Origin of the sequence: Corallococcus sp. AB045 (assembly GCF_003668895.1) — a bacterium.
Taxonomy (GTDB): Bacteria; Myxococcota; Myxococcia; order Myxococcales; family Myxococcaceae; genus Corallococcus; species Corallococcus coralloides.
In genome coordinates this window covers 1-23,069 of record NZ_RAWN01000087.1, presented here as the reverse complement: position 1 = coordinate 23,069, position 23,069 = coordinate 1, and the positions used below count along the sequence as shown (strand labels likewise).

Genomic DNA, 23,069 nt, shown 5'->3' with positions numbered 1-23,069 from the left:
GGGCTTGGGCCTAGAAGCTGAGCTTCGCGCCCAGGCGGATGGAGCGCGGGGCCTGGTAGGCGGTGGGCCGCTTGAAGTTGGGGTTGATGTCCTGAACGCTGATGGGCAGCCCCGTGGCGGTGGAGATGACCTTGCAGTTGGGGTTGTTCTGGGTGAGGCAGGCGGTGAGGTCGTCCGGCTTGCCGCCCTGCTCGATGGCGTACACGCGCGTGGTGGCGAAGGTCTGGTCCACGTCCGTGTACTGCTGGAAGTTGAAGAGGTTGAACACGTCCAGGGACACCGTGAGGACGTAGTCCTTCACCAGCCGCTGGTTGAGGCCCACGTGCCCGTCCACGCCGTGCACCCAGGGCAGCCGGCCCGCGCTGCCGCGCGGCAGGATGAACGTCTCCGAACCGCTGCGGCGCGGGTGCAGGCCCAGGTAGTTGAGCGGCGTGCCGGAGCGCGCCCGGTAGTTGCCGCCCACGTTGATGCTGGTGCGAGGCCCCAGCACCAGCTCCTTCGCGGCGAACACCTTGAAGGAATGCGTGCGGTCCCCGGGCAGCTGTCCCTCGCGGTTGACGGTGAGCGACACCAGGTCGAAGTCGCGCGTGAGGTTGGGGGACAGCTGGCCGGTGTCCGCGCGGAACAGGCCGGAGTAGTTCCCGCGCAGGGTGGACCAGGTGTAGCTGGCCTGGGCCAGCCACCCGTTGGTGAAGGCGCGCTGGAAGTAGAGGTTCACCGCGTCGTACTCGCGCCTCGCCAGCGGGAAGTCCGTGGAGTAGCCCTTGCCCGGGTTGCCCAGGAAGAAGGTGCTGCCGTCGTCGCGGCTCATGTCCTCGATGACGTCGTTGAGGAAGCGCCGGGTGTACGTGGCGCCCAGGCGGCTCGCGGTGAAGAGCTCGTACTCACCGCCCACCACGAACTCGTCCGCGGACTGGGCGCGAATCTGGGGGTCCGCCGGCACGCGGTCGCCGCCCTGCGCGTCCCACAGCTGGTTGGGGCTCTCGCGGTTGCCAATGGGCTGGCGGTTGGCGTTCTGGGTGCAGTCCCCCAGCAGCGACCCTTCACGGGAGGGATTGCACGGGGGCGAGTCGTAGGTGGCGGAGAGCAGCTGCTGCTGCGGGAAGGACAGGTCCGCCATGTCCAGGGGGACGTTCTCGAAGAAGCGCGCGTAGTTGGCGAAGAGCTTGGCGCGGCCACTCTGCGTCGGGTCGTAGATGACGCCCAGGCGCGGGGACCACTGGTTGGGCAGGTGCAGGCCCACCTCGCCATCCAGGCCGTAGATGGTCTGCACGTCGTAGCGCAGGCCCACGTTGACGGTGACCTTGTCCATGACGGACCAGCTGTCCTGGAGGAAGCCGCCCACGGTGGTGGACGTGGAGGTGCCTTCCTTGTTGGGCAGGAACACCGGCAGGTCCGGGCCCGCCAGGTAGCCGTACTGGCTGAGGGTGAAGAAGCAGTCGCCGCCGGTGCACTCCTGCCAGTGCGTGAAGCCGGTGCGCGCGCGGTTGTTGTAGAAGCTCATCCGCTCGATGTCCGCGCCGGCCTTGAGGATGTGGTGGCCCAGGGCCTCCAGCAGGTACGTGCCCATCACCTTGCCCTGCACGCGGTCCAGCCGCTGGACGCTGATGGTGCCGGGGCCGCCCGTGGAATAGCCCGTCACGGGGCAGCGCAGCCGCTGCTCCTCGGGCGTGGTGCCGCAGGCATCGGGGTTCAGGGCCGGGAGCGACTCGAACTCGTTGATGGTGTGGTAGCCGGGGTTCCGGTTACGGGTCCACGCGATGCGGGGCTTCGCGGACAGGCCCTCGCCGGAGCCCAGGTCCGAGCCGTCCGACGGGAGGATGGAGTCCGCCTGGTGGTGCCAGCCGAGCGTCGCGTCCACGAGCAGCTTCTTGTCGAAGAAGGACGACGCCTGCTTCGCGACGATGTCCATGGCGCTGTTGCTGCGCCGGGTGGCGATGGATTCATACGCGCCCTGCACGAAGCTGGTGCAGGACAGGCTGGTGCACACCTCCGGCTCGCCGTCGTCGCTGAAGGAGTACTTGTTGCTGCCGCCGGACGAGCGTGGCGTGCCGAACACGGACACGGACAGGCTGTGGTCCGGGTTGAAGTTGTAGGTGAGCTTGCCCAGGTACTGCACGCTGCGCTCGTCGGCGAAGCGGCTGGTGCGGCTGCCGTCGATGGGCGTCACCTGGGAGAAGCCGGTGGAGAGGTCCTTGCGGCGGTCGCCCACCTTCTTGCAGCCGTTGCTGCCGAGGTCCGCCTCCGTGCACAGCTCGTAGCTGTTGAGCTGGCGGTTCACCTCGATGCGATTGAAGGACGGCGCGACGCCCACGTAGAACCAGAGCTTGTCCTTGAGGAGGGGGCCGCCCAGGTCGAAGCCGAAGTCGCCCAGGTTGTGGGCGCTGCCCTGCGCGGAGATGACGCTGCCCTCGCGGAGGATCTCCTTGCCGGACCGCTGGAGCAGGCCGGGGGCGTAGTTGGCGAACACGGAGCCGTGGAACTCATTGGAGCCGGACTTGGTGACGACGTTGAGCACACCGCCGGTGGAGCGGCCGTACTCCGGCATGTAGCCGCCGGTGATGATGTTGACCTCCTTCACGAACTCCACGGACAGGGGCGTGCCCAGCGTGCCCACGCCGGGGTCGTTCACGGACAGGCCGTCCACGACGTACTGGCTCTCAGGAGAAGAGCTGCCGCTGATGCTCACGCCGTAGCGGTCCTCGGTGGCGCCGGGGGCGAGCTCGGCCAGGCCCTCGAAGGAGCGGGACGCGGAGCCCTTGGTGCCGGGGCGGATGACGGCGATGTTGCGGATGAACTCCTGGTCCACGGTGACGCCCGCGGCGCTGGAGCCCACGTCCAGGGTCGGCGGTGAGCCGACGATGTCGTAGCTGACGCTCATCGAGTCCGGTACCAGCTCCGAGTTGAAGCGGATGGTGCGGTCGATGCGCAGCAGGATGCCGTCGCGGGCATAGGGCGTGAAGCCCTGAGCCTCGAAGCGCACGACATAGGTGCCAGGAGGCAGCTGCGGGATGCGATACAGGCCGCTCTTGTCGGTGAGGACGGTTCGCTCGCCCTGCAACTGGGGAGAGGTGGCGGTGACGAGCACGTCGGCCAGCGGCCGGCGGTCCTCGGCGCCAACCACCGTCCCGGTGATGACCGAGTTGCCCTGGGCCCAAGCCCCGGCTCCCCACAACACGACCATGAGCCACAGCCCACGGATGAAACGGATTCGTCTGGACACGTCTGCGCCCCTCCCGGCGAAGGCGGCGAACTCTGTCGCAAAACGTGAGAAATCCACCAGCCCAAATCAAAAAGACTTTGCCGCCAGAGCGGAAAACGGCTGGCCCGTTGCGTCAGGCCAGGGGGAGGGGGCTCAGAGGATGTTCCCGGGCTCGGAGGTGAAGAGCGCGTGGAAGAGCGTGGTCTCCGGCGGCTTCATGAAGTTGACGTAGAGGGGGACGGGCGTCTGCGCGATTTCGAGGGGGAGTGCCGTCGCGCCGTATTCGGCCTCGATGTGTCGGGCGACCGTGTCCGCGATGCCTTGCAGTTCCAGCGGGGCGGGGCCGAGGAAGACCTTCGATTCCATGAGGTGCTTCCCCAGGAAGACCCGGCGAACACAATGCACGGTGTAGAGGGGGGCCAGGATGCTGAGGTACCCGGCGACGGTCCAGCGCGTCTGTGGACGCATCATGTCCTGCTCCTGATGCGGGTAGACCAGCACGCCGAAGCTGGGGTTCGCCAGGCCCGGCGCGTAGTCCCAGGCATCGCAGCTGGGAAGCGCTTCTCGAAGCGCCTTCACAAAGGACCCCCAGTGGGGCCTCTCCGCATTCTTCTCCTCCCAGAGGGCTTCGTAGCGAAGGTCCTCGGGACTGGGCTCCTGGCGGAAGCGATAGGCCTGGTCGGCACCCCAGTAGAGACGCGCAACCGCGAGCAGCTCTTCGGCGGAAGGCGTCATGGCTTCCTGGGCTTGGATTTGAAGGTGAGCGTCGCCGGATGGCACTGTTGCCTGACCCGTGAGCCGACAACGGCCGCGTTGAGCGCAGTCGTGAGGGTGCTCCTGAACTCCTCACATGCAAGACCGAGGGCTGTTACCGGGGTGGTTGAACTGAACACGGTCTGGGCCGCCAGATTGGCGCAGTTCGCCGCGATGCGCTGGGCCAGTTCCACCGGGATCGGCTCCGAGCCTTCGACCTGGAGGGGCATTCCAATTCCCAAGGAGCATCGGAAGATTTCTCCCGTGTCACGCCGTAGCGGAACATGGACACAGGCTTCTCTCCAGCCTCCTGGCCCTGGCTCTGTCTGTTCCACTGCCCGTCGCGCAGCCCGTGAGCAGCCACGTCAGTCCCAGACATGCCGCCCATCTTGTCGCATCCATGGCCTTCCCCCCGGAAGGCCGCCGACGTCACTTCGGAATCCTCTCAAGGCTCCATCGTCTCAGGGGGCGGGCTGTCCGCTGTGCGACGCGGCTGAATCGGCATATAAAAGCCCTGATGATCTCACGCCTCGCGCTCTTCGCGGCCCTGTGCCTCGGCTCCCTTCTCTTCGGTCTGTGGATGCTGGCGACGGCATTCCGCGGCGTCGCCGTGCTCCCGGTGACGTTGGGATTGGGCTTGGGCCTGCTGGCCCTCGTCATCGTCACCTTGCGCCGGGCGCCACGCTGGCGGAATGAGGGCGCCTTCGCGCTCTCCGGCAGGGCCTGGCGGTGGCTGTCGTTGGCGGGGGCGCTGCTCTCGGGGCTCGGCGCGACGGCCTTCGTCCTCGACAAGCTCGCACTGCCACTGCCGTTCGGCGAGTGCTTGGGTTCGAGCTGCGAGGTGTCGTACTCGCTCACGCCGCTCGTGTTCGTGTCCAGCTTCCTCGGCGGATGGCTCGTGTCCGCGGCGCTGCTGGGCGCCTACGGACTGCTGCGAGCCATCTCATCGGCCGCGGTGTGGGCCGTGGGCGTGTCCGTGGGGACCGGCGCGGGCCTGCTCTACCTGATTGTGCACATGGGACCCTAGAAGCCCCGCAGCGCTCCGCCGTCGCAAGCGATGGACTGGCCGCTGATGTACGCGGCCGGCTCCGACGCCAGGAACGTCACCAGCGCCGCGAACTCCTCCGGCCTCCCCAGCCGCCGTGCGGGGATGTTCGGCGCCACCTTCTCGTCGGACAGTCCCAGGTCCTTCATCCGGTCCGTCGCGTGGTAGCCCGGCAGCGCCGCGTTCACCGTGATGCCATACGGCGCCACTTCATTGCTCAGGCTCTTCACCAGCCCCAGCAATCCCGCGCGCAGGCCGTTGGACACCGTGAGGTTGCTCAGCGCCTCACGCGCCGCCGTGGACGTCACCAGCACGATGCGGCCCCAGCCCTGTGCCTTCATGCCCGGCAGCGCTTCTTGAATCGCATCCACCGTGGCCAGCCACAGGCTCTGGAACCCTGTCTGCCATTGCTCCACCGTGATGGCCTCGAAGCCTCCGGACGGCGGGCCTCCCGCGTTCACCACCAGCACGTCCAGACCGCCCAGCTTCTCGGTCACCTCGCGCACCAGCCCGCGCGCGGCTCCTGGCTGCGTCAAATCACACGGCACCGCCAGCGCGGCGCCCAGCTCCTTCGCCGCCTTCTGGAGCTTCTCCCCGCCTCGCGAGGACACCGCCACCGTCGCGCGCTCCTTCACCAGCGTGTCCGCGATGGCCCGTCCCAACCCCGACGACGCGCCCGTCACCAGCGCCCGCCTACCCTTCAAGCCGAAATCCATCCGCGTGCTCCTCCATGAAAGGGGTCAGCCGGCCGCGAATCAGCTTCGCCGCCCGGTCCAGGTCCACGTCCTCGGGCCGCTTCAGCTCCCGCGCCAGCTCCGACACGATACCGCCCGCGATGGAGCCCACGCCGTACGCCAGCCGATAGGGCACGCGGCTGAAGCTCACCAGCGAGTAGCGGCTGACGAACTCGCCCGGGAACGCGTTGAGCAGCACCTTCTCCACGCCCTTCTCCAACAGGAAGCGCGGATCCGCCGTGCTGTCGCGCATCTCGATGAAGTTCTCCACCGCCATGTCCGCGATGGCGTCCGCGTTCGTCTTGCGCAGCCGCTCGAACTCGTCGAACGCCGCCGCCCAGTCCGGCTGCCGCGCCAGCAGCGCGTCCAGCACCACGCAGTCCTCGAAGCCGCAGTTCATCCCCTGTCCGTAGAAGGGGACCATCGCGTGCGCCGCGTCTCCCAACAGCAGCGTGCTTCCTCCCGCGTGCCACGGCGCGCACTTCACCGTCACCATCTGCCCGGTGGGCCGGGAGAAGAACTCCTCCACCAGCCCCGGAATCATCGCCTTCGCGTCCGGGAACTGCTCCTGGAAGAACGCCTCCAGCGCGGCGGGCGTCTGGAGCGACGCGAAGCTCACCGGCCCCTCCCACGGCAGGAACAGGGTGCACGTGAAGCTGCCGTCTTCATTCGGCAGCGCGATGAGCATGTACGTGCCGCGCGGCCAGATGTGCAGCGCGTGTTTCTCCATCTGGAAGCGCCCGCCCTCGCCCGGCGGAATCGTCAGCTCCTTGTAGCCATGCCCCAGCGTCCGCGAGTCCGCCTGGGAACCCGTCTGTGATTGCAGCGCCTGCCGCACCGCCGAACCCGAGCCGTCCGTGCCGAACACCACCGCGTCGCGCACCTCCCGCGTCGCGCCCGTGGCTTCATCCAGCACCGTGAGCGCCCCTGCGGCTGGGTCCGCCTGCGTCACCCGCTGACGGAACCGGATGGACACGCGGCCCGTGGCCTCCGCCTGTGTCATCAGGAACTTGTTCAGCCAGCCGCGTGACAGGGAATTGATGTGCTGCGAGTCATCCTTCCCATACGGCTGGTAGGCCAGCTCGCCCTGCACCGGGTGGATGACCCGCCCGCGCATGGGGATGGCGTGCTTCAGCGCCTCCTCCTCCAGCCCCACCTGCCGCAAGGCATGCAGGCCGCGCGTGGAGATGGCCAGGTTGATGGAGCGCCCCGCGTCCAGCGTCTCGCGGCGCATGTCCGCCCGGCGCTCCAGCACCTCCACCGTGTGGCCCCGGCGGGCCAGGTACAGCGAGAGCAGCGACCCCACCAGACCCGCTCCCACCACCGTCAGCTTCGACTCATTCGAGGGCATGGGCCTCCAGCGCCTTCACGAAGCGGAAGACGTCCAGGTACGTGTTGTAGAGGGGCGCGGGCGCGGCGCGGATGATGTCCGGCTCGCGGAAGTCGCAGATGATGCCGGCCGCGGACAGCCGCTGGAGCAGCCGCTTCGGCTCGCCCTTGAAGCGCAGGGACAGCTGCGCCCCGCGCTGCTTCAAATCCCGCGGCGTGGTGATGGAGACGTAGCCCGCGGGCAGCCGGTCCAGCAGGAACTCCATGTAGCCCGTCAGCTGGTCGCTCTTGGTGCGCAAAGCCGCCATCGTCGCCCTATCGAACAGCTCCAGCGACGAACGCAGCGCCGCCAGCTGGAAGATGGGCGGGTTGGACAGCTGCCACCCCTCCGCGCCCGGCAGCGGGTCGAAGGTGGGGCCCATCTCGAAGCGCGTGGCCTTGTTGTGCCCCCACCAGCCCTCGAAGCGCGGCAGCTGGGGCGAATGCGCGTGCCGCTCGTGCACGAACACGCCGCCCAGGCTGCCCGGTCCGCCGTTGAGGTACTTGTACGAACACCACACCGCGAAGTCCGGCCCGTCGTCGTGCAGCGACAGCTTCAGGTTGCCCGCCCCGTGCGCCAGGTCGAAGCCCACCTTGCAGCCCTGCGCGTGCGCCACGCGCGTAATCTCGCGCAGGTCGAACGCCTGCCCGGTGAGGTAGTTCACGCTGCCCAGCATCACCAGCGCGAGCTCCTTCCCGTGCCGCTCGATGGCCTCCAGGATGTCCTCGGAGCGCAGCGTGTCCTCGCCCTCGCGGGGCATCAGCCGGACGATGGCCTCCTTCGGGTCGTAGCCGTGGAAGCGCGCCTGCGACGCCACCGCATACTGGTCCGACGGAAAGGCGCCGCCTTCAATCAGGACTTTGAAGCGCTCACGCGTGGGCCGGTAGAACGACACCATCATCAGGTGCAGGTTCACAGACAGGGTGTTCATCACCACGACTTCAATGGGCTGCGCGCCCACCACCCGCGCCACCATCCCGGTGAGCTGCTCGTGGTAGGGCAGCCACGGGTGGCGGCCGTGCACGTGGCCCTCCACGCCCAGCCGCTCCCAGTCCTCCATCTCCATCTGCACGTACTTGCGCGCCTTGCGCGGCTGCAGCCCCAGCGAATTGCCCGCCAGGTAGATGGCCGGCGCGCCGGAGGGGGCCGGGGGGAAGAGGAACTCGTCGCGCAGGGGCCTCAGCGGATCCGCTGCGTCCAGGCCGTAGGCGAACACATCGGTGTTCTCGTAGACAGGGGCCGTCATGGTGCGAAGTCCTCGTGCGAGCGCCCCAGCCACTCCAGGGCATTTCGGGACAGCAGCCGCTCGCGCACGGAAGGCGCCAGGTCCGTCAGCGACTCGATGAGCGTGCCGGGCCGCTCCTCGCCCAGCGGGAAGGGGTAGTCACTGCCCAGCGCCACCTTGTCCGCGCCGAACAGCTTCACGATGCCGCGCAATGTCTCCGCGTCGTGCACCAGCGAGTCCACCCAGAACCTTCCCAGGTAGTCGCGCGGCGCGACGGGGTTGTCCACCGCCACCAGGTCCGGGCGCACTTCAAAGCCGTGCTGGATGCGGCCCAGCGTGCCGGGGAACGCGCCGCCGCCGTGCGCGAACGCCAGCCGCAGCTTCGGCAGCCGCTCCATCACCCCGCCGAAGATGAGCGAGCAGATGGCCAGCGACACCTCCGCCGGCATCCCCACCAGCCACGGCAGCCAGTACTTCGTCATCTTCGCCTCACCCATCATGTCCCACGGGTGCACGAAGACGGCCGCGCCCAGGTCGCTCGCCGCCTGGAAGAAGGGGAAGAGGGCCGGGTCGGACAGGTTCAGGTCATTGACGTGGCTGCCAATCTGCACGCCCGCGAACCCCAGCGTGCGCACGCAGCGCTCCAATTCCTTGACCGCCAGGTCGGTGGATTGGAGCGGCACCGTGCCCAGGCCCACGAAGCGCTTCGGCGCTGTCGCCACCGCGCCGGCCAGGTGGTCGTTGAGGAAGCGCGCCACCTCCAGGCCGTCCTGCGGTTTTGCCCAATAGCTGAACAGCACCGGCACCGTGGACAGCACCTGCACCTGGACGCCGTGCGCGTCGCACTCGGTGACGCGCTGCTTCGGGTCCCAGCAGTTGCTTTCAATCTCGCGGAAGAACTTCCCGTCGTCCCGCATCATCCGCGCGCGGCAGGGCGCGTGGTGGTCCAGCGCGATGAAGCCGCCGTAGCCGAAGCGCTCGGCGAAGCGGGGCAGCTCCGGGGGGAGGAGGTGCGTGTGGATGTCGACCTTCACTTGGGCGCACCACCCCGCGCCACCATCGTGCCGCACTTCTTGCACGTGCAGTTCTCGGGGTTGCCGTAGAAGTGCTCGAACACCGGCGGCAGCTGCGTCACCAGGTTGGTGACGTGCAGCGATTCCTCATAGAGCTTCTCGCCGCACTTCGGGCACAGCCACAGGAAGGAATCCAACTCCTGCGGCTGGCGGCGGCGCTCCAGCACCAGCCCGATGGTGCCCGCGGGCCGCTGCGGCGAGTGCGGCACCTTGGGCGGCAAGAGGAAGATTTCCCCCTCGCGGATGGGGACGTCCTGCACCTGCCCCTCGTCGATGACGCGCAGGGTGATGTCGCCCTCCAGCTGGTAGAAGAACTCCTCGCCTTCGTTGATGTGGAAGTCCGTGCGCGAGTTGGGCCCGCCCACCACCGTGACCATGAAGTCCCGGTCCGCCCACACCTGCTGGTTGCCCACGGGCGGCTTGAGCAGGGGGCGGTGCTCGTCGATCCACTTCTTGAAGTTGATGGGGGTCAGTCGGCCCATGTCACTCGTCTCCAATGGTGGCGATGCACTTGAGTTCAATCGCGATGGGCGTAGGCAGCGCGTTGATTTCCAGCGTGGTGCGGCACGGCGGGTTGTCCTTGAAGTACTCCGCCCACAGCCGGTTGTACGTGGGGAAGTCCCGCTTCATGTCCGTGAGGTACACCGTCACGTCCACCAGCCGCTCCCACGACGAGCCCGCGTCCTCCAGGATGTAGCGCACGTTGCGGAACACGGAGTGGCACTGCGTCTCGATGTCGTACGAGACGATGTTCCCCGCCGCGTCCAGCTCCACGCCCGGGATGGCCTTGCTGCCGCGCTCGCGCGGGCCCACGCCGGAGAGGAACAACAAGTTCCCCACACGGCGCGCGTGGGGGTAGAGCCCCACCGGCTCCGGGGCCTTCTTCGAATCGATCCGCTCGCCAGCGCTCACGTGTCGCTCTCCCCGCTCAAAGCTTGATGCAGACGTTCTTGGGCTCGGTGAAGAAGCGCAGCGCGTCCCAGCCGCCCTCGCGGCCCACGCCGGACTCCTTCACCCCGCCAAACGGCGTGCGCAGGTCGCGCAGCATCCAGGTGTTCACCCAGACGATGCCGCTGTGCAGCCGGGCCGCGAACCGGTGCGCGCGCGCCAGGTCCTTCGTCCACACGCTGCCCGCCAGCCCGTAGCGCGTGGAGTTGGCCCACGACAGCACCTCCTCCTCGTCGTCGAAGGGCATGATCGTCGCCACCGGACCGAAGATCTCCTCCTGGTTCGTGCGGCACGTGGGCGCCAGGCCCTCCACCAGCGTGGGCTCGATGAACCAGCCGTTCGCGCAGCGGCCGGGCACGCTCGCGCGCTGGCCGCCGGTGAGGATGTTGCCGCCCTCCTGCTTCGCGAGCGCGATGTAGCCCATCACCTTCTCGAAGTGCTCACGCGACACCAGCGCGCCCTGGTCCGTGCCCTCCACCAGCGGGTCGCCCACCTTGAGGGCCTTGGTGCGCGCGACCAACGCTTCCTTGAAGCGCGGGTACAGCGAGCGCTGCACGAAGATGCGCGGGCCGCACAGGCAGATCTGCCCCTGGTTGGCGAACGACGAGCGCAGCGTGGTGGCCAGCGCGTCGTCGAAGTCGCAGTCCGCGAAGATGACGTTGGGGTTCTTCCCGCCCATCTCCAGGGACAGCTTCTTGAACGCGGGCGCGGCCACGCGGGCGATCTCCGCGCCGGTGCGCGTGCTGCCGGTGAAGGAGATGGCGCTCACCTCCGGGTGGCGCGTGAGCGGCCCACCGACGTGAGGCCCCAGGCCGTGCACCAGGTTGAGCACGCCCGGCGGAAGCCCCGCGTCGCGGCACACCTGCGACAGGAGGAAGGCCGTCATCGGCGTCACCTCCGACGGCTTGGCCACCACGCAGTTACCGGCCGCCAGCGCGGGGGCGATCTTCCACGTGAGCAGGTACAGCGGCAGGTTCCACGGCGAGATGCAGCCCACCACGCCCAGCGGCGAGCGCAGCGTGTAGTTGAGCGCCACGCCGTCCATGGGGTGCGCTTCACTGGAGAACTGCGTCGCCGCGTCCGCGAAGAACTCGAAGTTGAGCACGCTGCGCGGGATGTCCACCGTGCGAGCCACCGCCAGCGGCTTGCCCGTGTCGATGGACTCCGCCCGCGCGAAGGCATCCAGGCGCTCGTGGATGAGGCCCGCGATGCGGCGCAGGTACCGCGAGCGCTCCATCGCCGGCAGGGCGGCCCACGCGGGGAAGGCCCGGCCCGCGGCCTCCACGGCGGACTGCACGTCCACCTCGCGTGAATCCGGCACGTGCGCGTAGAGCTGGCCCGTCGCGGGCTCCGGCTTGTCCAGCCACTGGCCGCCCGCCGCGGGCACCAGCTCACCACCGATGTAGTTGAGGACCTTCTCCAAGGCGCGCCCTCCTCAGGGAGACGCGGCAATGTATGTCGCGGCCGTCCGCCGCCTCCAGGATTCCGAACAGTCCGCGTCGGATGGCGCTCGCTTGCGCGGCCGTCTGGCTCCCAGCGTCTCCGGGACCCGCTCCACAGGTGAAACCTTTGTGGAATTGCGGGCCGGGCATGGAAAAGATTCGCGCATGACCTCGACAGTGGATGTAGCAGCCCTGGCTGGAATCCTGGACGCGGCGCGGCGCGAGCGGCGAGAGGTGCCGCCCCTGTCGCATGCGCACCCGACCCTGACCGTGCCGGACGGCTACGCGGTGCAGGCGGAGGGCATCCGGCTGCGCGAGGCCCAGGGCGAGCGGGTGGTGGGCCTGAAGATGGGCTTCACGTCGGAGGCGAAGCGCCAGCAGATGAACCTGGGCTCGCCCATCTTCGGCGTGCTCACGGACCGGATGCGCGTGCAGCCCGGCGGCGTGGTGAGCGTGGGCGCGGGCATCCACCCGCGCATCGAGCCGGAGATCGCCTTCCGCACCTCGAAGGAGCTCAAGGGCGCGGTGACGCGCGATGAGGTGCTGGACGCGTGCGACGCCGTCTTCGCGGCCATGGAGGTCCTGGACTCGCGCTTCGTGGGCTTCAAGTACTTCAGCCTGCCGGACGTGGTGGCGGACAACGCGTCGTCGTCGCTGTTCGTGCCGGGCACCCTGGAGCGCGCCCCGCGCGAGCTGGACCTGACCAAGCTCCAGATGCGCATGGAGGTGAACGGCAAGGTGGAGGGCGAGGCGCGCTCGGACGCCATCTCCGGCGACCCGGTGGTGTCCCTCATCCAGCTGTGCGCGCTGCTCGCGGAGCGCGGCCAGGTGCTGCCCAAGGGAAGCCTGGTGCTGTCCGGCGCGGCCACCGCCGCCTACCTGATGAAGCCTGGCGACCACGTGCGCCTGACCGTGGACGGGCTGGGCACCCTGGAAGTGACGGCGGCCGAGTAGAGGCCTCACTCAGTACAGCAGGCCGTCCTTCGGCTGGAGCGGCGGAGGCAGCTCGGATTCACCCAGCATCTGCCGCAGGTTGATCTCGATGGTGCGGCACAGCGCCGTCATGGGCGTGTCGCTGACGGCGTCCTCGAAGGGGTTCTCCACGTCGCGGCCCACCGCGTCCAGGGCGATGAAGAGGAACGCGATGATGGCCGTGACCAGTGGCGTGAGCACGCCCAGGTCCGCGACGACGCCCAGGGGCAGCATGGCGAGGTAGGCGCGCACCATGGCGTGCGGGAGGATGTCGTACTGGCGGGGCAGGGGCGTGTTCTTGATGCGCTCGCACGCGCCCAGGTAGTTGGTGAGCTCCGTGAGCGTCTCATCCATCGACACGCGCATGTAGACCTTCTCCGGGTGCTCGATGTCGCTGTAGATGCGGCGCATGCGCGTGCCCATCCACAAGAGGATGGCGGCGGGCACGTTCTGCTCCACGCGCAGCGCCTCCAGCACGGACGGGCGGAAGAACGGGGTGATTTCCGGGAAGGGGTCCTGCCGCCGCAGGTGGCAGCGCAGCGCGTTCACGAAACCTATCTGCGCGTAGACGAGCTCGCGCGCGTCCTCGGTGATGCCCTCGAACATGCTGGTGATGCCCCGGGGTGTCTCCACGCCCGGGTGGAGGAACGTGGCCAGGTTCGCGCGGGGCGCGCTCGGGCCACGCAGGTCGCGCGCCTGACCGAACTGGTCGCGCACCGCGCCGTCACCCACCTTGGACCAGGCGGGCGCCAGCGCGGGCCCCTCCGGCTGTACGGCCACCTGGACCAGGCGGGATGCGGCGGAGGGCGTCTCCGGGGTGCCGTCGCTGCGCTGGGCGCGGGGCGCGGGCAGGAAGGTCAGCACCTGCCGGGCGAGCGTCCGCGACGCGTTCACCAGCCCGCCCCAGATGGTGCGCGCCTCCCACCAGCGCTCGTAGGCGGAGTTGTTGCGGAAGCCGAGCAGCACACCCAGCGCCGCGGCCAGCAGTGTCACCGGCAGCGCCGGCACCGACAGCCACTTGGCGTTCAGCGCCTCGTAGCCCAGCGAGATGGCCAGCGCGAGGGCGATATGGACGACGACGGGGCGCCCCGTGTAGCGGAGGATGATCCGCCAGGACAGCATCCGACCGACGATCATCTCGCGGGGCTCCTCTGCATCACATGTGCTGCCTGAGGAGTTGGATGTAGTGATGCCCCCGAGGAGCGGCAATGCGTCGCGTCACCTTCGCGCCCTCCGTCCGGCCGCGAGTCCCCTCCGCACGCCCGGGGAGCGTGCGGAAGCGGACGAAAGGACGCGTGCGCCCGTCAGGCCCGCGACTTGGAGAAGACGATGCTCGCGCCCGTCCCCGGCACCGTCACGGTGAAGGTGCGCTCCACGGTGGCCAGGCCGTTGCCGCCGCGCGACGCCAGCTCCAGGAAGAACGCGCCCGTGGTCTTCAGGTGGAAGGACTGCGCCCACGACTCGGACAGCGCCTTGAACGCGCCCTTGAAGACGGACGGCGAGCGCTGCTCGTTGTTGCGCAGGTCCAGCAGGCCCGCGCGCAGGTCGCGCCACTTGGACACGGTGCCGGGGTTCTTCTGGATGACCTCCGCGAGCGTCAGCATGCCGTTGCCCAGCTGCCCTTCGGTGTACGCGAAGTGCCCGACGAGCGGATGGTTCTTCAGGTGCGCGGCGGCCGTCTTCGCGGCGTCGGCGGCGGACCAGTTCTGCTCCAGGTACGCCCTCCATAGGGGCGCGTAGACGGACTCGCGCACGGCGGGCCGGTCGCGGCACGGCACGCCGTACCAGGGCAGGGCCCGGGCCAGCGCGCGAGCGAAGGCGGCGTGGGCGTCCGGGTCCGCCGCGTGGGTGATGACGTCGCGCAGCGTCCGGTTGTCCAGCTTCAGCTCCACCCGCGTCTCAATCTCCTTGCCGCCGGACGCGTCGCGGATGCGCTTGAGGACCTCCTCCTCCTCTGCGTCATCCAGCGCGCCCCAGACGATGGCTTCGTCCACGGCCTGGCGCAGGTCGTGGTCCGACGGCTTGCGGGCGTCATGGGCCAGGAGCAGGTACAGGCCCAGGTCGAAGTCCGCCACGGTGGGCGACTTGCGGAACTCCGCCATGTCCGCCTTGAAGTCCGCGGTCCAGTGCATGTACGGCGTGAGCAGCGTGCCCTTGTAGCTGCGCACGCCCAGGAACGAGACGCGCTGGGGCGACTCCTTCTCCAGGCTGTTGCGCTGCACCACCTGGGTGAGCTCGCGTGTGTCGCTGCCGCCCAGCGCCCACTTGCCCAGCTTCAGGGAGAAGCCCCAGGCCTTGGACTCCTTGTTGACCTCCTTCAGCAGGCACTGCTCCAGCGCCATGCCCGCGGCCTGCATGCGCTGCATCGCGCTGTCCATCCGCCCGGACACCAGCAGCGGGTGCAGCGTGCGGGCCTGGGCGTCGGTGCACACGGTGGACAGGAGCGTGGTCTGCTCGCGCAGGCGCAGGTATTCGTAGCGGAAGCCCGCCTCGAACTTGGACTCGGCCAGGGCCTGGACGCGCGTGCGCACGTCCGTGCGGAGCTTCTCCCACTGCGTGCGCAGCGCCGTGGTGTTGGCCTCCAGCTCCCCGAAGCCCAGCCGGTCCAGGATGATGCGCAGGACCTTCGTCTCGTTCTCCGACAGTTTGTGCGCTTCCAGCTTCGTCATCAGGGAGTCGAACTCGGACAGCGGCACCGACAGGAGCCCTTCGAGCACGTGCTCCACCTGGGAGACGACGGCGGCCGGGTCGGTGAGGCTCGCCTCCACGTGCAGGCTGGCCGTCACGCCGGCCTCGCGCGCCACCACCTTCTTCACCTGCACGCGCACCTGGCCGGCCGCGGGGCGGGAGAAGACGACGGCGTAGTCGTCCACCACCTTCACCCTGGCGGACACGGTGGCGCCCGCCTTGGCCTCGAAGGCGACCATGGTGCTGGCGGACAAGAGCTTCGTCAGCGTCTGGAGGTTGGACGTGTAGACGTCCGTCCAGTCCAGCGTCGCGGTGACGGACAGCTCGCCGCGCGCCTGGAAGGCGATGGCGTCACCCACGCCCAGCTTGTCCAGCGACGACGTGAGCAGCGGCAGCCGCAGCTCCGGCGCGTCCTTCTTCAGCGCGGCGCGCGCGTTCGTGTCCTGCGTGTGCCGGTGGTAGTCCGCCAGCAGCACGCGCACGTCGCCGTTGGCCGCGAGCGCCACGTAGGGCAGCGGGAAGCCGACGTCCGCCTTCACGCGCGCCTCCACGCCGTACTTGAGCCACGCCTGGTCGCCGCCATGGACGAGCGCCGGTGCCAGCTGCGTCGTCGCGTCGCCGGGGGCCTCGCCCACCACGCCCGCCGCGTCCACGTCCGCCGGGGCGTCATAGCCTTCCACGAAGCCACGAGCGGACACGTCGAACGCGAACGTCAGGGGGCCCAGCTTCTCTCCCGCGGGCAGCGCATAGCTGGCGGTCGGCAATTCCACGCGGATGTCCGAACCCTTGAGCGGCGCATCCGGCAGCACCTTCGACACTTCGTCCAGCAGCACCAGCTTCCACGACATGACGGCTCCCTCCCCGACGTCCACGGAAAGGCCGCATCCTACATCGCCGGTCCGACGTGGGAGGCCGGACGTGAAGCATGCGCGAGCGACCCACCAGGGCGTCGCCCGCGCCAGCCGAGGCGCGGAAACCTGTCCGACAGTCGGACAGGTTTTGGAGGACCGGGTCCAGGGCGTCGCCCGCGCCAGCCGAGGCGCGGAAACCTGTCCGACAGTCGGACAGGTTTTGGAAGACCGCGTCCGGCGGGAGGCTCAGGGGATCATCTGGCGGGTCAGCGTCGCCGGGCGCGTGGAGCGCGTCAGCGGTTCGTTGCCCAGCCATGCCACCGTCACGGCATTGACGTCCTCCAGGCCGGAGCCGTCCGGCAGGAAGACGTAGAGCCGGTCTGGCGGCACCGCGCGGGTGTCTCCCACGCGCCGGCCGTTGATGAAGATCTCGGGCGATGACGCGCGGGCCAGGTGGCCCAGGGGCTGCTCGGTCTGGACCTCGATGGCGACGGGCTCCTTCGCCTGGGCGAGCAGCGCCGGCCCGGCCAGACGGGTCAGCTCTGCGTCCCCGCGTATCCGGCGGGCGGACACCCGCAGCACCTCCACCGGACGGGGCGCCGGAGGGGCGGCGCGCAGCGGGGCCTGCTGCACGGCGGGAGGCGGAGTCGTGGGCGGACTCGCGGGCTCCTCCGCGCAGGCGGCCAGGGACATGCACGCCACGGACACGAGGAGACGACGGCTAACGGGAGAATTCGACGTCGTCGACATGGATGTCTCCAGTGGAGGGGCTGTTGAAGCGCAGGCGCACGGTGTCGATGTTGTTCAGCGTCACCCCGTTGCCGTTCATGATGAAGGTGTGCAGGGGGATGCGCACGGTGGTGAGCACCATGTGCTGGAAGCCCCAGTTGACGTACGGATGCGTGTACGGCTTGGGGATGTCGTCGAAGAGGACGGTGGAGGTGGCCTTGGTGTTGCCGCCGCCCACCAGCTCCACTCGGAAGTCCTGCGAACCGGTGGCCGGATTCAACGGGGACACCCGCTGGGCCACGCGGAAGGACAGCACCTCGTAGGCGGAGGCGTCGCGCTGTCCCACGGGCACGGTGAAGGTCGCGGTGGCGGTGCCGGCCGTCCAGTTCGCGCGCACGACGTCGGTCTGGTGCGGTGAGGGATTCACAACGGTGGACAGGGTGATGGCGCCGCCGGGTGTGAAGGCGCTGGCCGCGCCGCTGTTGAGCCGCGTGTGCGCCTTCTCGTGGTGGGTCGTGTAGATCTTGAAGCCCGCCGTGGACGGGAACTTGAGCGTCCCGCGCAGCATGTCCGCGTAGACGGTCTCGTTCCGCAGGTGCAGGCGCGTGAAGGCGGACAGCCACGCCTCGCCGATGCGCTGCTGGTCCGCCGCGGGGATGTAGTCCTGGCGATTGTAGGTGGAGTCGTCACCGTGCGGCTCCGGCTCCGCGGCCCACACGGTGTTGAAGAAGTTGTGGTTCGCGCCGTACACGTAGATGGAGCTCTTCGTGCCCAGCGCGCGGTCGTAGAGCTTCGCGCCCTCCAGCGTGGTGATGTCGCCGTCCGCCGCGGGCAGGATGACGAAGTACGGCACGCTCGCCGGCAGCACGTAGCCCTGGCCGTCCATGGGCGCGATGGAGGACACCGCGACGATGTTGAAGGCGGTGTTCTGCATATACGCGGACACGGACGCCTCGCCGCCGCGCGAGTGGCCCGACACCGAAATCCTCGTCATGTTCACCTTGCCGGTGAAGCGCCCCGCGAAGAAGTTCGGATAGCTGGAGTAGGTCGCGGCGTTGTTGAGGTGCGACCACAGCTCCAGGTGCTTGAGGATGAGCTGGCCGCGCTCGCTGATCCACTGGGGCGCGTTGCCGCTCAGGTCATACGCGTCGATGGAGACGGCGATGATGCCGTTGCTCGCGAGCGTGTCGAGCAGCCGGTTGTAGCCCTGATGGTTGGGCACGCGGCTGGTGCACAGCGCCGGGTCCTGGCTGTACGTGGTGCAGATGCGGTGGTTGCCGTGCTGGATGACAAAGAGGGGGAACGTGCCCGCCGCGGCGGCCGTGCCCGTGCCGTTGGCCACCGCCGGGTAGCGCACCACCGCGCGCAGGTCGACGTTGAGCGCCCCGCCGATGCTGGGGAAGAAGTCGTCGATGGAGTAGCTGTCCTGGCCCACGGCATACGTGCCCAGCGCGTACGGATCCTTCCCCACCTGGAAGCCAATCTGGTTGGCGCCGTCCAGGAAGTCGCGCGCCTCGTGGTAGTGGCCGTCGGTGGCGAAGTCGGCGGGCGTGTTGGCCACGGTGGCGCCGAAGTCCACGACGACGTCGTACTGCCCCTGCACGAGCGGCGGGTGCCAGATGACGACGTCGGTGCCGTTCACGCACCCCGCTTTCACCTGCTGGATTTCGATGCCGCCCGACACGTCCGTGAGCGCGGTGTTCATGGCCCAGGTGGACACGGTGCGGTGGCCCACCACGTAGTAGGCCGCCCAGGTGCCGCCCGGATGCGCGGCGGGCACGTAGGTGGGATCGACGGCGCCCCACACGGGGTCGCCGGTGTCGGCGAAGGCGTCGGAGAACTCGAAGTAGGGGAAGGTGTTTTGCGGCCGTCCCGCGATGTCCATGGTGGGGCCGCCCACCGGATACATGAGGTAGAGCACCAGCCCCGTGTCGATGCCGTAGGACACGACGTCGTTGGCGCCCAGGTGCCCCACGGGTGGCTGGAACACGGGCCGGCGCACGATGACGTCATAGGCACCCCGGCGCTGGAGGTGCTCGCTCCACGCGGGCACGGTGAAGCGGCCGGACGCATCGGCGGTGACCTGCTTGGGCGCGGCGGTGAAGGCGTCCCCTGTCACGTCCGCGAAGGCGTCACCCACGCGCCACGCGCGCTGGTTGGGGACGACGGAGACCTCCACGGTCTCACCAGCCTGGAAGCCGGAGCCCGTCACGTACAGGTCCCCGCGTCCCGTCTCGTGCGCGTTGAGCAGGCAGCCCGAGGACGTGGAGGGATACACGCGCGCCGGAGCCTCCGCGCGGATGGGGAGCTGGAACGAAGCGACGGGGTCACCCACGGTGAGCTGCATGGGCGGCACCTTACCGGTGCGGTCCGTGGCCACGGGCTGCGCGGTGACGAGCAGCGTGCGGCCACCGAGCGCCGCCTGGGCACGCTCGAAGCTGGGGAAGCGGTAGGGCGAGGCGGGAGGCGCGGCGCGCTCCGGGCAGCCCACGACGCCGGACTGGAACCAGAGGATGAACGGCGCCAGCGTGCCCTGGGCGTCGGTCGTCGCGCGCGCGAAGCCGACGGCCTCCTTCAGCGACGGGATGCGCTCGGCGTCCAGCGCGAAGCGCAGCTCGTAGACCGTGTCGGGGGTGAGGCCCTGCGCGCCGACGGTGAGCGAGTCACCCGCCGGCAGCGCGCTGAGGGCCTGCCCGCGGTCGTCCACGGGGAAGAAGGCCAGCTTGGCCTGGGAGAGGGAAGGGGGCTCCGTGCTGCCCAGGGCCGCGTTGGAGAACGCGGTGAGCAGCACGAAGGGCCATGCGAAGCGTTTCATGGAACCTCGGAGGGGGAGGGAACGGCTCCATGCGACTGGAGCGGCGCGCAAGCCGTGCACTCGCGGTGCCATGCGAGTACACGGTTCCCCTCGGAGGACGGTGGATGCGGCTGTGGCCTCCGGCGTCACAAGCCGTGACGGCCGCGGCTACAGCGTCACCGGCTCAGGGCACGTCGTGGACCTGCTGGAGCGCGGGCGCACCGTCCGCCTTCACGACCAGCGGGTCGGGCATCAGCCCCTGGATGCACGAGCGGATGTCGGCCCGGGTTTCATCCACGGGCTTCAGCACCAGCGACGTCGTGCGCGTGGGGAGCGCGCGCGGCCACTGGCCCTTCTCCGCGCGGGCCACGTCGACCTCCGCCAGGGCGATGAGGGCCTCGGAGCGCAGCGCGCGCAGCTCCATCGCCTCCATGTCCTCGGGCGACAGGCGCACCAACGGAGCCTCCGCCTGGCGGAAGTACTGCCCGGCCTTCCGGGCCTCCAGGGCCGCCAGCGAGCGGCGGCGCTCCTCGGCCGGTTGATCCGCCACGGCGAGGAGGCGGTCCGCGTCCTCCACCCACTGACGCCACTGGAGCTTGCGCGACAGGGCTCCAGGCTGCTCGGGCGCGTCGAACCACGTGGGCGGCAGCGCGGCGCGGGTGTCTTCGGAGAGCAGGTCGCGGAAGGCGTGGAGCTGCGCGGCGACGGACTCCTCGTGCAGCGTCAGGGACACCGGCGGGAAGCCCTCGTGCAGCCGGGTGAGCTGTGAGATGGCCTGGCGCTTGCGGGCCAGGGAGGCCGCGTCGATGGCGTCCGCGCAGGCCCGCCACGTGCGTGCATAGCCGGCCGCGGACAGCCGCTGTCCCACGAGCCCACCGCCCAGGGCCAGCTCCCGGCTGAGCGCGAGCGTGTCCAAGCACGTGTCCACCGCTGGATCCGCCTCACCCCGCGAGACGAGCCGCCGCGTCTCCAGCGCAGCGTCCTCCATCACGCGGCGAAGCGCGTGGATCAGCGCGTCCCGCCGCGACACCTCCGGACCGGACAGGGGACGCAGGTCCTCCGGAAGGCCACCGGACTCCGCGTGGGTGGCGGCGAGCACCTTCCGCATCAGAGGCAGGCCCTGCTCCAGGGCTTCACGGCGGGAGGCGGGAAGGTCCGTCACCGGAGCGCGTCCCTCCGTCACGGCCTCCAGGGTCGCGGCCTCCGCCTGGGTGGGAGCCGGCGTTGCGCGGGCCTGCTGGAGCAGCGCGGGCAGGAGCGGAACCATCGCGTCCCCGAAGGTGCCGGGCCGAGTGGCGGTGATGTGCGCCGGACGCGGGTGCTCCGCGTGCGTCAGCGTGTTCACCTCACGCAGGAGCCGCTCCTCCAGCGCGTCGGTGCGCAGGTGCTGGTGCGCCAGCGCCCCGAGGCTCACGAGGACGGACAGGGACACGCCTCCCACGAGGGCGGGGAGGGGGCGCTTCAGTGCCATCGGGACGGGACTCCAGGAGGGGGACCTGGAATGTCGCACGAAACGCCGGAACCCCAACAGCCTCCCACGGAGTGCGCCGTTGGCTGGCGAGCAGGAGGCCCACCTTCAGGTCATGGCGCCTGTCAGGTCCTCTACCGGGCAGGCACGCCCAGGCGGCGCAGCAGGATGTCCGCCAGGTCGCGGGCCTGCGAGCGGATTTCCGGCACGGCTGTGGTTTCCCACAAGTCCCCGCGCCGGGTCGGGCCCAGTGTGAAGAGGTGGGCGGAGGGCTGTCCGCGTGCGTCCAGCACCTCGCCGTCGGGCGCCGTCGCCAACCCCATGCCCAGCGAGTCCGCGCGGGCCTGTCCCGCCTCCAGCAGGCCGCGCAGGACGGGCTGGCTGCGCGAGGCCGGGTTCGACTCAGGCCCGGTGCAGTTGATGACGTGCTGCACGCGCAGCACCTGGGGCTCGCGCTCACCCCGGGGGCGCAGGTGGACGGCCACCGCGTCCGGCTCCAGCTCGAAGCGGAGCACGCGGGCCGCGTGGAACACCAGCCGTCCGTCGCGCCGCCACGCGTCCATCACGTCGTGGATCTCCGGCGCCATGCGGTGGCGGTGCACCTCCCAGTACGCCCGCAGGTGGCGCAGGAACCGCCGCCGCTCCGGCTCCGACAGCCGCTGCCACAACGGCGTCGTCACCGGCCGCAGCGCGTCCACCGCCGCGCGCCAGTCCGCGCCCGCCGCCGCCTGCGCGTCGACCTCCTGGCGCATCGTGCGCAGCACGTCGCGGATGCGCAGCGTGCTGAACGGCACCACGCTCTCCGCGGAAGGGGACGCGGCCTGCGTGGCGGTCTCCGCGTCGCGGCAGCGGTCCATCTCCCGGCGCACCGAGCGCAACAGCTCGCGGATGCGCAGGGGCTCCGCCGCCGCGGGCGTCTTCGCGCCGTGCGCGCGGTGCGGGTGTGGCAGCAGTCCGTGGCGCGACAGCGCGTGCACCGGGCCCTGATGACCGCGCTCGCCCAGCGACAGCACCGTGTCCACCATGGTGAGCGCCGTGCCGATGAGCAGCACCGACTCACCGGCGCCGATGCCCTCCAGCGCCCCGGGCACCCACGGCGAGCGGTGGTAGCGCGCGCTCGCGTACAGCCCGCCGTCCGGCACGCGCAGGTCCGCGGGCATCGCGTTGCCCAGCGCCAGCACGGCGCACCTCGCCTCCAGGCTCTGGCCGCACGCGAGCGACACCTTCACGCCGTCCGCGGTGTCCACCACCGCGGTCACCTCGTCGCGCGGCGTCTCCAACTGCACGCCCGGCGCGGCCTTCGCGGCGGTTTCCTTCAGCACGAACTCCAGGTACTGGCCGTAGCGGCGGCGCTCGGCGAACGCGGACGGCGGTGTGTCCGGCGCCTCCAGGCGCAGCCAGCGCAGGAAGTGCTCCGGGTCGTCGACCCAGGCGCTCATGCGGCCGGCCGGCACATTGAGCAGGTGACGCGCGCTGGTGGTGGAGTACGCGACGCCCCGCCCCAGGCGCTCCCCCCGCTCCACGAGGGCCACACGCAGGGGCGAACGGGCGCCCCGCAAGAGACAGGCCGCCAGCAGCGTTCCGCTGGCGCCCGCGCCGATGATGATCACGTCCTGCCGGGAGTTCACCGCGCGATTCTAGGGCCGCCCCCCCCGGATGCCATCCCTCCCGAGCGTCATCATCCGCTCGGACTGTCCGTCGGCCCACGGCCCCTGACCCTCCGGGACCCACCGTGGGACAGCGGGGCCCGGCGGACCTCAAACCGCCTGGCGCGCC

At 69.9% G+C, this 23,069-nt stretch carries 18 protein-coding genes; 2 read left to right on the top strand and 16 right to left on the bottom strand.

The genetic code is table 11. From position 1 onward, the window contains the following. Positions 1-10 precede the first annotated feature (10 nt). The 3 genes from D7Y21_RS21320 to D7Y21_RS21310 all read right to left on the bottom strand — a co-directional run bounded on the left by D7Y21_RS21320 (position 11) and on the right by D7Y21_RS21310 (position 4,185). Entirely contained in the window at positions 11-3,223 is a 3,213-nt protein-coding gene (locus tag D7Y21_RS21320) for a TonB-dependent receptor (RefSeq protein WP_121715359.1), read from the bottom strand. 132 nt (positions 3,224-3,355) lie between these two features. Continuing rightward, a complete protein-coding gene (locus D7Y21_RS42875; protein WP_233612226.1) occupies positions 3,356-3,937 on the bottom strand; it encodes a hypothetical protein in 582 nt (193 codons plus the stop codon). Next, positions 3,934-4,185 carry a hypothetical protein gene (locus D7Y21_RS21310; protein ID WP_121715357.1) on the bottom strand — a complete coding sequence of 84 codons (252 nt, stop codon included), beginning with the start codon at positions 4,183-4,185 and terminating at the stop codon, positions 3,934-3,936. The genes D7Y21_RS42875 and D7Y21_RS21310 overlap by 4 nt, the downstream gene beginning before the upstream one ends. Before the next feature lie 287 nt (positions 4,186-4,472). Between D7Y21_RS21310 and D7Y21_RS21305 the strand changes: the two genes are divergently transcribed. Continuing rightward, positions 4,473-4,982, top strand: coding sequence for a hypothetical protein (locus D7Y21_RS21305; RefSeq protein WP_121715355.1), 510 nt, complete (start codon positions 4,473-4,475; stop codon positions 4,980-4,982). Here D7Y21_RS21305 and D7Y21_RS21300 read toward each other — a convergent pair. From D7Y21_RS21300 to D7Y21_RS21270, 7 genes are read right to left on the bottom strand one after another with little or no spacing between them, the layout of a single operon-like run. Beyond that, the gene (locus D7Y21_RS21300) at positions 4,979-5,716 is read right to left on the bottom strand and encodes an SDR family oxidoreductase (RefSeq protein WP_121715367.1); all 738 of its coding nucleotides are present in this window, start codon (positions 5,714-5,716) and stop codon (positions 4,979-4,981) included. The two genes, D7Y21_RS21305 and D7Y21_RS21300, sit on opposite strands and share 4 nt — an antisense overlap. Further along, positions 5,694-7,085, bottom strand: coding sequence for an NAD(P)/FAD-dependent oxidoreductase (locus D7Y21_RS21295; protein ID WP_121715353.1), 1,392 nt, complete (start codon positions 7,083-7,085; stop codon positions 5,694-5,696). Before D7Y21_RS21295 ends, D7Y21_RS21300 begins: the two co-directional genes overlap by 23 nt. After that, positions 7,072-8,349, bottom strand: a complete 1,278-nt coding sequence (kynU, locus tag D7Y21_RS21290; protein ID WP_121715351.1) for a kynureninase — start codon at positions 8,347-8,349, stop codon at positions 7,072-7,074. Before kynU ends, D7Y21_RS21295 begins: the two co-directional genes overlap by 14 nt. After that, positions 8,346-9,362, bottom strand: coding sequence for an amidohydrolase family protein (locus tag D7Y21_RS21285; protein ID WP_120562154.1), 1,017 nt, complete (start codon positions 9,360-9,362; stop codon positions 8,346-8,348). The genes kynU and D7Y21_RS21285 overlap by 4 nt, the downstream gene beginning before the upstream one ends. Then, positions 9,359-9,883, bottom strand: coding sequence for a 3-hydroxyanthranilate 3,4-dioxygenase (gene nbaC / locus D7Y21_RS21280; RefSeq protein ID WP_120562153.1), 525 nt, complete (start codon positions 9,881-9,883; stop codon positions 9,359-9,361). The genes D7Y21_RS21285 and nbaC overlap by 4 nt, the downstream gene beginning before the upstream one ends. Before the next feature lies 1 nt (position 9,884). Then, positions 9,885-10,313, bottom strand: coding sequence for a RidA family protein (locus tag D7Y21_RS21275; RefSeq protein ID WP_014393721.1), 429 nt, complete (start codon positions 10,311-10,313; stop codon positions 9,885-9,887). Positions 10,314-10,329: 16 nt separating this feature from the next. Further along, positions 10,330-11,772 carry an aldehyde dehydrogenase gene (locus D7Y21_RS21270; protein ID WP_121715349.1) on the bottom strand — a complete coding sequence of 481 codons (1,443 nt, stop codon included), beginning with the start codon at positions 11,770-11,772 and terminating at the stop codon, positions 10,330-10,332. A 184-nt stretch (positions 11,773-11,956) separates the two neighbouring features. Between D7Y21_RS21270 and D7Y21_RS21265 the strand changes: the two genes are divergently transcribed. Further along, positions 11,957-12,745, top strand: a complete 789-nt coding sequence (locus D7Y21_RS21265; protein ID WP_121715347.1) for a 2-keto-4-pentenoate hydratase — start codon at positions 11,957-11,959, stop codon at positions 12,743-12,745. A gap of 9 nt (positions 12,746-12,754) precedes the next feature. Here the strand turns inward: D7Y21_RS21265 and D7Y21_RS21260 are convergent, their stop codons facing one another. The 6 genes from D7Y21_RS21260 to D7Y21_RS21235 all read right to left on the bottom strand — a co-directional run bounded on the left by D7Y21_RS21260 (position 12,755) and on the right by D7Y21_RS21235 (position 22,921). Further along, positions 12,755-13,900, bottom strand: a complete 1,146-nt coding sequence (locus tag D7Y21_RS21260) for a bestrophin family protein (protein WP_120562150.1) — start codon at positions 13,898-13,900, stop codon at positions 12,755-12,757. 167 nt (positions 13,901-14,067) lie between these two features. Further along, positions 14,068-16,299, bottom strand: coding sequence for a hypothetical protein (locus D7Y21_RS21255; protein ID WP_121715345.1), 2,232 nt, complete (start codon positions 16,297-16,299; stop codon positions 14,068-14,070). Positions 16,300-16,548: 249 nt separating this feature from the next. Continuing rightward, the gene (locus D7Y21_RS21250) at positions 16,549-16,995 is read right to left on the bottom strand and encodes a hypothetical protein (RefSeq protein ID WP_147469345.1); all 447 of its coding nucleotides are present in this window, start codon (positions 16,993-16,995) and stop codon (positions 16,549-16,551) included. Between the two features lie 28 nt (positions 16,996-17,023). Next, positions 17,024-19,846 carry a hypothetical protein gene (locus D7Y21_RS21245; RefSeq protein ID WP_121715341.1) on the bottom strand — a complete coding sequence of 941 codons (2,823 nt, stop codon included), beginning with the start codon at positions 19,844-19,846 and terminating at the stop codon, positions 17,024-17,026. 163 nt (positions 19,847-20,009) lie between these two features. Further along, positions 20,010-21,296, bottom strand: a complete 1,287-nt coding sequence (locus tag D7Y21_RS21240; RefSeq protein WP_121715339.1) for a hypothetical protein — start codon at positions 21,294-21,296, stop codon at positions 20,010-20,012. A 131-nt stretch (positions 21,297-21,427) separates the two neighbouring features. Continuing rightward, positions 21,428-22,921: an FAD/NAD(P)-binding protein gene (locus D7Y21_RS21235; protein WP_121715337.1), complete on the bottom strand. Its 1,494-nt coding sequence runs from the start codon at positions 22,919-22,921 to the stop codon at positions 21,428-21,430. Between the last annotated feature and the right edge of the window lie 148 nt (positions 22,922-23,069).

Excerpts from the sequence above, each read along its gene's own strand:
- D7Y21_RS42875 (WP_233612226.1), bottom strand. The coding sequence starts at position 3,937 with ATGACGCCTTCCGCCGAAGAGCTGCTCGCGGTTGCGCGTCTCTACTGG.
- D7Y21_RS21310 (WP_121715357.1), bottom strand. The coding sequence starts at position 4,185 with ATGCCCCTCCAGGTCGAAGGCTCGGAGCCGATCCCGGTGGAACTGGCC.
- D7Y21_RS21305 (WP_121715355.1), top strand. The coding sequence starts at position 4,473 with ATGATCTCACGCCTCGCGCTCTTCGCGGCCCTGTGCCTCGGCTCCCTT.
- D7Y21_RS21300 (WP_121715367.1), bottom strand. The coding sequence starts at position 5,716 with ATGGATTTCGGCTTGAAGGGTAGGCGGGCGCTGGTGACGGGCGCGTCG.
- D7Y21_RS21295 (WP_121715353.1), bottom strand. The coding sequence starts at position 7,085 with ATGCCCTCGAATGAGTCGAAGCTGACGGTGGTGGGAGCGGGTCTGGTG.
- kynU (WP_121715351.1), bottom strand. The coding sequence starts at position 8,349 with ATGACGGCCCCTGTCTACGAGAACACCGATGTGTTCGCCTACGGCCTG.
- nbaC (WP_120562153.1), bottom strand. The coding sequence starts at position 9,883 with ATGGGCCGACTGACCCCCATCAACTTCAAGAAGTGGATCGACGAGCAC.
- D7Y21_RS21265 (WP_121715347.1), top strand. The coding sequence starts at position 11,957 with ATGACCTCGACAGTGGATGTAGCAGCCCTGGCTGGAATCCTGGACGCG.
- D7Y21_RS21260 (WP_120562150.1), bottom strand. The coding sequence starts at position 13,900 with ATGATCGTCGGTCGGATGCTGTCCTGGCGGATCATCCTCCGCTACACG.
- D7Y21_RS21255 (WP_121715345.1), bottom strand. The coding sequence starts at position 16,299 with ATGTCGTGGAAGCTGGTGCTGCTGGACGAAGTGTCGAAGGTGCTGCCG.
- D7Y21_RS21250 (WP_147469345.1), bottom strand. The coding sequence starts at position 16,995 with ATGTCCCTGGCCGCCTGCGCGGAGGAGCCCGCGAGTCCGCCCACGACT.
- D7Y21_RS21245 (WP_121715341.1), bottom strand. The coding sequence starts at position 19,846 with ATGAAACGCTTCGCATGGCCCTTCGTGCTGCTCACCGCGTTCTCCAAC.
- D7Y21_RS21240 (WP_121715339.1), bottom strand. The coding sequence starts at position 21,296 with ATGGCACTGAAGCGCCCCCTCCCCGCCCTCGTGGGAGGCGTGTCCCTG.